Annotated in this window: 9 protein-coding genes; 4 read left to right on the top strand and 5 right to left on the bottom strand. The window is 72.2% G+C overall.

Features of this window, described 5'->3' with window-relative positions:
• Nucleotides 1–96: 96 nt before the first annotated feature.
• The 3 genes from ACWFR3_RS45890 to ACWFR3_RS45880 all read right to left on the bottom strand — a co-directional run bounded on the left by ACWFR3_RS45890 (nucleotide 97) and on the right by ACWFR3_RS45880 (nucleotide 3,501).
• Nucleotides 97–1,359, bottom strand: coding sequence for a cation:proton antiporter (locus ACWFR3_RS45890; protein WP_453740680.1), 1,263 nt, complete (start codon nucleotides 1,357–1,359; stop codon nucleotides 97–99).
• 4 nt (nucleotides 1,360–1,363) lie between these two features.
• Nucleotides 1,364–1,849: a cation:proton antiporter regulatory subunit gene (locus ACWFR3_RS45885; RefSeq protein ID WP_453740679.1), complete on the bottom strand. Its 486-nt coding sequence runs from the start codon at nucleotides 1,847–1,849 to the stop codon at nucleotides 1,364–1,366.
• A gap of 110 nt (nucleotides 1,850–1,959) precedes the next feature.
• Complete coding sequence (locus ACWFR3_RS45880; RefSeq protein WP_453740678.1) at nucleotides 1,960–3,501, bottom strand: ATP-dependent DNA ligase; 1,542 nt, start codon at nucleotides 3,499–3,501, stop codon at nucleotides 1,960–1,962.
• 189 nt (nucleotides 3,502–3,690) lie between these two features.
• Between ACWFR3_RS45880 and ACWFR3_RS45875 the strand changes: the two genes are divergently transcribed.
• The gene (locus ACWFR3_RS45875; protein ID WP_453740677.1) at nucleotides 3,691–4,134 is read left to right on the top strand and encodes an SsgA family sporulation/cell division regulator; all 444 of its coding nucleotides are present in this window, start codon (nucleotides 3,691–3,693) and stop codon (nucleotides 4,132–4,134) included.
• Nucleotides 4,135–4,215: 81 nt separating this feature from the next.
• Nucleotides 4,216–4,950, top strand: a complete 735-nt coding sequence (locus tag ACWFR3_RS45870) for a siderophore-interacting protein (protein WP_453740676.1) — start codon at nucleotides 4,216–4,218, stop codon at nucleotides 4,948–4,950.
• Here ACWFR3_RS45870 and ACWFR3_RS45865 read toward each other — a convergent pair.
• Nucleotides 4,947–6,113 (bottom strand): D-alanyl-D-alanine carboxypeptidase family protein, encoded by a 1,167-nt coding sequence (locus tag ACWFR3_RS45865; RefSeq protein WP_453740675.1) that lies wholly within the window; start codon nucleotides 6,111–6,113, stop codon nucleotides 4,947–4,949. The genes ACWFR3_RS45870 and ACWFR3_RS45865 overlap by 4 nt on opposite strands.
• A gap of 157 nt (nucleotides 6,114–6,270) precedes the next feature.
• Between ACWFR3_RS45865 and ACWFR3_RS45860 the strand changes: the two genes are divergently transcribed.
• The gene (locus tag ACWFR3_RS45860) at nucleotides 6,271–6,981 is read left to right on the top strand and encodes a restriction endonuclease (RefSeq protein ID WP_453740674.1); all 711 of its coding nucleotides are present in this window, start codon (nucleotides 6,271–6,273) and stop codon (nucleotides 6,979–6,981) included.
• Here ACWFR3_RS45860 and ACWFR3_RS45855 read toward each other — a convergent pair.
• On the bottom strand, nucleotides 6,978–7,652 hold the full coding sequence (locus ACWFR3_RS45855) for a TetR/AcrR family transcriptional regulator (RefSeq protein WP_453740673.1): 675 nt from the start codon (nucleotides 7,650–7,652) through the stop codon (nucleotides 6,978–6,980). The genes ACWFR3_RS45860 and ACWFR3_RS45855 overlap by 4 nt on opposite strands.
• 173 nt (nucleotides 7,653–7,825) lie before the next feature.
• Between ACWFR3_RS45855 and ACWFR3_RS45850 the strand changes: the two genes are divergently transcribed.
• Entirely contained in the window at nucleotides 7,826–8,479 is a 654-nt protein-coding gene (locus ACWFR3_RS45850; RefSeq protein ID WP_453740672.1) for an SRPBCC family protein, read from the top strand.
• The last annotated feature ends 50 nt before the right edge of the window (nucleotides 8,480–8,529 follow it).

The following is an 8,529-nucleotide window of genomic DNA, read 5'->3' as shown; positions in this document are numbered from 1 at the left end:
GGGGGGGGCCCCCCCCCCCCCCGCGCACCCCCAACTCCAAAACCCCCCGCGGGGGGGGGGGTCGGGGGCCCCGCCCCCCCCCCCCGGCGGCAGGCGTCAGGAGCGGCCGCTGGTGTTCTGTTCGTCGAGCGACTCCTGCGAGGACTGCTCCGGCTCCCTGGGGCCGGGCAGGGCCACCGCGGCCGCGGCCTCCCCGCGGCGCGACCTGAGGTCGCTCACGCGCGCGGCCACCGGCTGCGCGAAGCGGGCGGTCAGCGGGCCGACGACGACGAGGATCAGGACGTACGCCGTGGCCAGCGGGCCCAGTGACGGCTCGATGCCCGCGGTGACGGCCAGGCCCGCGATGACGATGGAGAACTCGCCGCGCGCCACAAGCGCGCCGCCCGCCCGCCACCGTCCCTTGACGGAGATCTTGGCGCGGCGGGCCGCCCAGTATCCGGTGGCCATCTTCGTGCACGCCGTCACGACGGCCAGCACGAGCGCCGGAAGGAGCACCGGCGGGATGCTCGCCGGATCGGTGTGCAGGCCGAAGAAGACGAAGAAGACGGCGGCGAACAGGTCCCGCAGCGGGGCGAGAAGGCTGTGGGCGCCCTCGGCGGCCTCGCCGGACAGGGCGATGCCCACCAGGAACGCGCCCACGGCGGCGGAGACCTGGAGCTGCTGCGCGATCCCGGCGACCAGGATGGTCAGACCCAGGACGACAAGGAGCAGCTTCTCGGGGTCGTCGCTGGAGACGAAGCGCGAGATCAGGCGGCCGTAGCGCACGGCGAGGAACAGCACCAGGCCGGCCGCGCCGAGCGCGATGCCCAGGGTGAGGCTGCCCGCGGCCCAGCCGACACCGGCCAACAGGGCGGTGATGATGGGCAGATACACCGCCATCGCCAGGTCTTCGAGGACCAGGATGCTCAGGATGACGGGCGTCTCGCGGTTGCCCAGGCGGCCCAGGTCGTTCAGGACCTTCGCGATGACACCGGACGAGGAGATCCAGGTGACGCCCGCAAGGACGATGGCGGCCACCGGGCCCCAGCCCATGAGCAGGGCGGCGATCGCGCCCGGCACGGCGTTCAGCGTCATGTCGACGAGCCCGGCCGGGTACTGGGTCTTGAGGTTGCTGACCAGGTCGCTCGCGGTGTATTCGAGGCCCAGCATCAACAGCAGCAGGATGACGCCGATCTCGGCGCCGATCGCGACGAACTCCTCACTGGCGCCGAGCGGCAGCAGCCCGCCCTCGCCGAACGCGAGTCCGGCGAGCAGGTAGAGGGGGATCGGGGAGAAGCGGAACCGGCCGGCGAATCTGCCGAGCAGTCCGAGCGCGAGGATGATCGCGCCGAATTCGATCAGGAAGACAGCGGAATGCATCGAATCACTCCCGCCCGAGTATCGCGGCGGCGCTCTCCACACCCTCGCGGGTGCCGATCACGATGAGGGTGTCCCCGCCCGCGAGCCGGAAGTCCGGCGTGGGCGAGGGGATGGCCTCGGCCCTGCGCAGGACCGCGACGATGGAGGCGCCGGTCTCGGTGCGCATCTGGGTCTCGCCGAGCACGCGCCCGTTCCAGTGCGACGTGCCGGAGATCTCGATGCGTTCGGCGACCAGGCCGAGATCGGTGGTGTGCAGGAGGTTGGGGCTGTGGTGCGAGGGCATCAGCGCGTCGATCAGTGCGTCGGCCTCCCCGGAACTCAGGCGCAGCGAGAGCGCGCACTCGTCGGGATCGTCGGCGCGGTAGGCGCTGAGGGTGCGTGCACCGTCCCGGTGCGCGACGACCGAGATCTGGCGGTGTTCCCGGGTGGTCAGGTCGTACCGGATGCCGATGCCTGGAAGTGGCGTCTGGCTCAGGCGTGAAGCGGGCACAGCTCTTCCCCTAGTTGCTGATTGGGCTGATGGGCGTCAATACGGCGTTAAGGTCACCCTATCGGCCCGTTCTTTGCCTGAACTTGGTGGTACAGGGATCCGGTCCGGGATCAGGGTTGACGGTCCGCCAGTACTGTCTCGACGGAATCGGCTTCCGTGGGCGACTTGTCCTCGCGGTATCGGACGACTCGGGCGAAACGCAGCGTGACCCCGGCCGGATAGCGGGTGGATTTCTGCAGCCCGTCGTAGGCGATCTCGACGACGAGCTCCGGGCGTACGGTCACGACGAAGCCGTCGTCGCTGACGGCGAGCTCCTGCAGCCGCTCGGTCTGCCAGGCGAGCATCGCGTCGGTCATGCCTTTGAAGGTCTTGCCGAGCATGGCGAACGTGCCGTCGTCGCGCCGGGCGCCCAGATGGAGGTTGGAGAGCTTGCCGGTGCGCCGCCCGTGCCCCCATTCGGCGGCCAGGATCACGAGGTCCAGGGTGTGCACGGGCTTGACCTTGAGCCAGCCCGCCCCGCGCCGCCCCGCGATGTAGGGCGCGTCGAGGTCCTTGAGCACGACCCCTTCGTGGCCGCGGCGCAGGGTGTCGGCGAAGAACTCGTCGGCGGCGCGCAGCTGCGCCTCGTCGGCGGGATCGGTCACGACGGTGCGCCGCACCCGCATCGGCTCGGGGACCAGCCGCGCCAGGTGGCCGTGCCGCTCGGCGAACGGCAGGTCGAGCAGGTCCCGGTCTCCGGCGTACAGGACGTCGAAGAAGACGGGGGAGACGGGGAGGGCCGCGGCCGCGGTGGTGACGTCCACGCGGGAGCCGACGCGTCCGGCGATCTCCTGGAAGGGGCGGGGTCTGCCGTCGCCGTCAAGGGCGATGACCTCGCCGTCGAGAATGAAGCTCTCGCCCTCCAACGCGAGCGCTGCGGAGGTGAGTTCGGGCAGGCGGTCGGTGATGTCGTCCAGGGTGCGGGTGTAGACGCGGACGTCGGAGCCGTCGCGGTGCACCTGGACGCGGATGCCGTCCAGCTTCTCCTCGACGGCGCACGGCCCGCCCAGCTTGGCGATGCCCTCGGCGACGGAGCCCGCGCCCTGCGCGAGCATCGGGAGCACGGGCCGGCCGACGCTGAGCAGGAACTCCTCCAGGGCGCCGGGCCCCCGCGCGAGGAGGGCCTCGGCGACGGGGGTCACCGCCCCGGCCAGCATCACCGCGCGCCGCACGGCGGCGGGCGGGGCCTGTGTGGCCCGGGCCAGGCCCTCCACGGCGATGGCGTCGAGCGCGCCCTGCCGGACCTCGCCGGTGAGCAGCCCGACCAGGAACCGCTGCTCCTCGGCGGTGGCCGCGCCCATCAACTCCCGTACCAGCCGTCTGCGCTCACCCTGCGAGCCCTGGCCGGAGAGCGCGCCGATCGCGGTGAGCGCGGCGTCCGTGGCCTGGACGGTGAGGGTGGGTTCGGCGGCGGGCGGGGGCGGCTCCTTCAGGAGGTTCCATCCGATGCCGAGCCTCCCCTGAGGCAGGCGGCCTGCGAGGTAGGGGATGGCGATGGGGGCGTCGGCGGGGGTGGCCGAGCGGAAGAGATCGGCGAGGAGGGTGATCTTCTGCGAGCGGGCGGGGGTGGTGGCCACGGTGGCGGACACGTGCGCGAGGCGGGCTAGAAGCATGCGTTCTCCTTTCCCCGGTCCTGTGCCTTCCCGAAACCGGGGGCCGGGGGCCCGGCCTTCGGCCCCGGGTGACGCAGGTCACAGGATTTGTCCCGCGTGTCGCGTAATGAATCCCCCGCCACGGACTCGTACAGGTACGGAAGAAAGCAGAGCGGGCAGCGGCAGCTGTGCCGGAGGAGGAATCCGATCATGGCCGACGACCTTGAGCAGCCCGCCCGTGCGCGCCTGATCACTCCCGAGGGGCGTGAGCGCACGCTGCCCGTGACCCTGCGCTACGCGTTCGCCGACCCGCTGGCCGTCCAGATCACCTTCCCCTCGGAGGCCTCCCTCGACGGCGCTGAGGTCACCTGGATCTTCGCCCGCAAGCTCCTGGAGGAGGGGCTCCGTGCCCCCGCGGGCGGCGGTGACGTGCGGATCTGGCCGTGCGGGCGAGCGCGCACGGTTCTGGAGTTCCATGCGCCGCAGGGTGTCGCGCTGGTGCAGTTCGACAGGGCCGTGCTGCGGCGCTTCCTGGGGCGTACGTACGCCGTCGTGGGGGCGGGGCGCGAGGCCGCGGGCCTCGGCCTGGACCGGGATCTGGATCGCCTGCTGGGCGGGGCCGGGTGCGACAGTCCGCCGCGCGATCATTCTTAGGTTAGGCTGCCCTAACTAAAGCGCGGTGAGCGGCTTCCGGCGGTCCGGTGGCCCGGCCGCCCGTCAGGGGAGGGGCATCCGATGGGGCATGGCTGGGAGGGCGCGGTCCTCAAGCTGTTCCGCGGCAAGGACTTCGAGTTCACCGTGAGCGGGGCCGAGGACGTCACCGAGCACTACCGGCGCCTGCACGTCACGGACGGCGGCATGCTCGCCCTGACCGGCGTGCACCCCACGATGTGGGTGCGCCTGTGGTTCGACCAGGCGGACGGCCGTCATCACCAGCGCGCCTACACCCTGGTGGACCCCGACCCCGCCGCGGGGGCGTTCAGCCTGGAGTTCGCCCTGCACGACGGCCGCGCGAGCGACTGGGCACGCAAGGCCGGTCCGGGGGACAGGATCGAGGCCACCCTGCAGGGCACCGGCTTCGACGTGCCCGATCCGCTGCCCGCGCGGCTCCTGGTGATCGGCGACACGGCGGCGGTCCCCGCGGTGAAATCGCTCCTGACCGCCATGCCCGCCATACCGGCGACCCTCTGGCTGGAGACGCAGCACGCCTCGGACCACGACCTCGACCTGCGCCTGGACCCCGCCCTGCACGACCTGCGCCGGGTGGAGCGGCGCGAGGCGGGCAGTCATCTGATCGACGAGGTCAGGGGCGCGCTGCCCGCCCTGGTCGAGAACCCCGCCGACGTGTACGTATGGATCACCTGTGACACGACGACGACCCGGGCCCTGGCCTCGTACGTCCGCAAGGAGCTGTCGATCCCCCGCAACCGCGTGCACGCACTCGGCTACTGGCGCCCCGGGAAGCGCTAGGGGCGGACCCTGCGCCGCCGGACCACCACCACCGCACCGGCCAGCAGCACCACCGAACCGGCGCAGACGAGCAGGATCGAGGTCCAGTCCGAGCCGTCATCGCCGACGGAATGGGCGGCGAGCTCGGCGTCCGGCGCGGCGGCCCGCGCCGCGTCCCGCTTCTCGCCCTCGGGAACCAGCGAACCCACCGGCCTGACGTGCGGCGCCGCCTTGAAGCCCCAGTCGAGCAGCGACCTGGCCTCCTCGTACACCCGGTACCCGCCGCTGGCCTGCGGGTTCATCACCGACACGACCAGGGTGCGGCCGTCGCGCTGCGCCGCGCTGACCAGGGTGTTGCCCGCGTGACTGGTGTAGCCGTTCTTGATGCCGAGCAGGCCGGGGTAGGGGGCCACGCCGTCGGCGCCGGTGAGGAGCCGGTTGGTGTTCTGGATGGGATAGGACCAGTTGCCGTTCGGGAACTTGGCGACCGACGTCGAGCAGTAGCGGGAGAACTCCGGGTCCGCGAGCCCCGCCCGGCCGAAGACCGCCAGGTCGTACGCCGATGAGACCTGACCCGCCGCGTCATAGCCGTCCGGGGAGACCACATGGGTGTCGCGGGCGCCCAGCGCCCGGGCCTTGGCGCGCATCTGACGGACGGTCTGCTGCCAGCCGCCGTTCAGCTTGGCGAGCACGTGCACGGCGTCGTTGCCGGAGCTGAGGAACACCCCCCGCCACAGGTCGGCGATGCTGTAGCTGCGCCCCGGCTCGACCCCCACCAGGCTGCTGCCGTCGCCCACGCCGTCGAGCTCGCTCTGGGTGACCTTGTGCCGGGCGACGGCGTCCAGGTGGGGCAGCGCGGTGAGGGCGAAGAGCGACTTGAGGGTGGAGGCGGGCGGCAGTTGGCGGTGCGCGTTGTGGGCGGCGAGCACTTCGCCCGAACGGGCGTCGGCCACCAGCCAGGAGAGCGCGGAGACGTCATCCGGCACGGCCGGGGCGCCGGCGCCGGGGCGGGCCTGGATGCCCGGCCGGTCGAGGAGGTCCGAGGAGTACGCGGGGCCCGGCTTGGGCGGTGAGGGCTCGGCCGCCGCGGCCGTCGAGGGGGTGGGCAGGAGGACCAGGGCGGCGGCGACCGCGAGCGCCGCGGTGCGGACGGATGAGGAGCGCGAGAGGTACCTGATGGCCATTCAGCCACCGTATGAGCGCGCCCCGAAGCGCGCAGGTCAGCTTGGTCCGGCTGGATGTACCGGGCGGCGATGGAGCGTGTCTTCCTGTCTGCGTGTGCCCTTCCCGAACCCGCCGTCCCTGCCCACACTGCTGGCAGGGACGGCGGAGGGGGCGTCGATGACTGCTCGGCGGGGACGGCGCACGGCGGCGCGCAAGCGGCACAGGACGACGTGGAAGCCCGTGGCGGTGTGCACCGCCGTACTGATCCTGCAGCTGATGATGCTCTGGACGGTTCTGCGGCCCTATGCGACGGGGGCGTTGGTCCTCGGCCTGCTGGGGGCAGTGCTGTGGTGGCTGTGGCGCACGGGCCGCGAGGCGCGCGACGGCGACCGCGCGTGGCGCGAGCAGGACGAGGTTCGGGCGGGCCACCGGACGCTCGCCGAGGCGGACGCGATGACCGGCACGCAGTTCGAGGAACTGGTCGCCGGGCTCTGCCGCAGGGACGGGTGCACCGACGTGCGCCGCGTGGGCGGGGCGGGGGACAACGGCGTCGATGTGACCGGGCGGCTCCCGGACGGCCGGAGCATGATCATCCAATGCAAGCGGTACGCGCCGAGCCGCGCCGTCGCCGGCCGCGACCTGCGCGATCTTCTCGGCTCCCGCGTGCACTTCGGGGCCGATGTGGCGATCTGTGTGACGACCGCGCGCTACAGCCGCCCTGCCCTGGCCTTCGCGGCCGGGAGCGGCATCGCCGCCCTGCACCGCGACCACGTGGGCCTGTGGAACAGCGGGGCCGCCCTGCCCTCGCTTCTCGGCGTCAGCGACGCGGGCCAGGGCGACAACCTGCATCGGGTGCGCTGGAAGAAGACGTACGGACAGCCGGACTAGGGCCTGGCCCGCAGCTCGTCCAGTTCGGCCGCGTAGAGGAGAGCCGGGTCGAAGCCCATTCCGTTGAAGTGGCCCGCGAGTTCGAGGGACAGGACGCCGTGCAGCCGGGTCCAGAAGGTCAGGGCGCGGTGCAGGGCCGTCGGCGCGGCGGGGTGGTCGCCTGCCCAGTCCCGGCGCTCTGCCAGGTGGGCGGCGAACGGTGACGCGGCGCTGTCCGGGGCGAGCGCCGTACAGGCGTCGAGCAGCGTCGTCATGATCTCGTCGGAGATGCCGGTGATGTCCTCGGGCGCGTGATAGCCGGGGACGGGGGTGCCGTAGATGAGGAAGTACCGCTGGGGGTCCTCCAGGGCCCACTCGCGCAGGGCGTGCGCGAGGCCCGCCAGGTCGGCGCCGTCGGCGGCGGCCGCGGCGACGGTGTCGGCGAGGCTTCGGTACGCGTCCCGGATGAGCTCGGTGATCAGCTCGTCGCGGCCGGCGAAGTAGCGGTAGAGGGCGGGGCCGCTCATGCCCATCTGCTTGGCGATCGAGTTGAGGGAGAGCGCGGACGCCCCCGCCGTGGCGATCTGCTCCCGGGCGCGTTCCTTGACCTCGGCGCGCACCTGGGCGCGATAGCGCTCGCGCGGGGTCTTCGCGTCGGCGTTCGCATCCGCCGTCGCGTCCGTCTTCGCCATGGCCTGCCGCCTTCCGCGTTCGCGTGGTCCCCCGAGCGTACAAGTTCAAGGGTTCGTTAGAAGTTATCACTCAACCTGTTGACCCTCCTGCGGCAGGGCAGTTATAACCTTTAACGAACGCGCTAGCTTATAGCTCGCGCCGCATCCGCCCGCCGATCGACCAGGAGAACTCCATGTCCAAAACCGCCAGCACCAGCGTCCGCGCCGCCCTGTTCACCGTCCCGCTCGTCGTCGCCGGAGTCCTCGGCGGAGCCGCCGTCCCCGCCGGAGCCACCCCTCAGCCCGGCCATCAGCCCGGCAACGGCAAGTCCCTCACCTGCCGCGGAGAGGGCGTCGACCCCGATGCCCTGGTGCGCCACCGGACCGAGACCGTCATCCACGCCCCGCTGAGCACCGTCTGGAAGCTGCAGACCGACGTGGAGCGCTGGCCGTCCTGGCAGGAGCCGGTCACGTCCGCGGACCGCCTGGATTACGGCCCCTTCCGCATGGGCTCGGCGTTCCGGTGGACGACGCCGATACCGCCCAACCCCGCGACCCCCGCCACCAGCCTGGACATCACATCGACCGTCGAGCAGCTCAAGCGCAACGCCTGCATCCGCTGGACCGGCCCGGCGATCGGGGAGGGGCTGCGCATCGAGGGCGTGCACGTCTGGAACTTCACCAAGGTCAAGGGCGGCGTCCTCGTGCGCACCGAGGAGACCCACGCCGGAGAGCAGGTCGAGGCGAACGTGCCCGCCGCGACCGAGATCCTCAGCCAGGGCCTCGAAGGCTGGCTGGGTGCACTGAAGACGACGGCGGAGGCCCGCGCCGGTCACCGGCAGCACTGAAGCGGGCGGAGAGACGGCGAAGGCGCGGCACACCGGCCAGTGCCGGTGTG

Source organism: Streptomyces sp. NPDC055189 (assembly GCF_053606765.1).
The sequence above is the reverse complement of the archived record's forward strand: the minus strand, read 5'-3'. Positions and strand labels throughout refer to the sequence as shown.

Coding starts and splice junctions, on each gene's coding strand:
- ACWFR3_RS45850 (WP_453740672.1), top strand. CDS start 7,826: ATGTCCAAAACCGCCAGCACCAGCGTCCGCGCCGCCCTGTTCACCGTC.
- ACWFR3_RS45890 (WP_453740680.1), bottom strand. CDS start 1,359: ATGCATTCCGCTGTCTTCCTGATCGAATTCGGCGCGATCATCCTCGCG.
- ACWFR3_RS45860 (WP_453740674.1), top strand. CDS start 6,271: ATGACTGCTCGGCGGGGACGGCGCACGGCGGCGCGCAAGCGGCACAGG.
- ACWFR3_RS45855 (WP_453740673.1), bottom strand. CDS start 7,652: ATGGCGAAGACGGACGCGACGGCGGATGCGAACGCCGACGCGAAGACC.
- ACWFR3_RS45875 (WP_453740677.1), top strand. CDS start 3,691: ATGGCCGACGACCTTGAGCAGCCCGCCCGTGCGCGCCTGATCACTCCC.
- ACWFR3_RS45865 (WP_453740675.1), bottom strand. CDS start 6,113: ATGGCCATCAGGTACCTCTCGCGCTCCTCATCCGTCCGCACCGCGGCG.
- ACWFR3_RS45870 (WP_453740676.1), top strand. CDS start 4,216: ATGGGGCATGGCTGGGAGGGCGCGGTCCTCAAGCTGTTCCGCGGCAAG.
- ACWFR3_RS45880 (WP_453740678.1), bottom strand. CDS start 3,501: ATGCTTCTAGCCCGCCTCGCGCACGTGTCCGCCACCGTGGCCACCACC.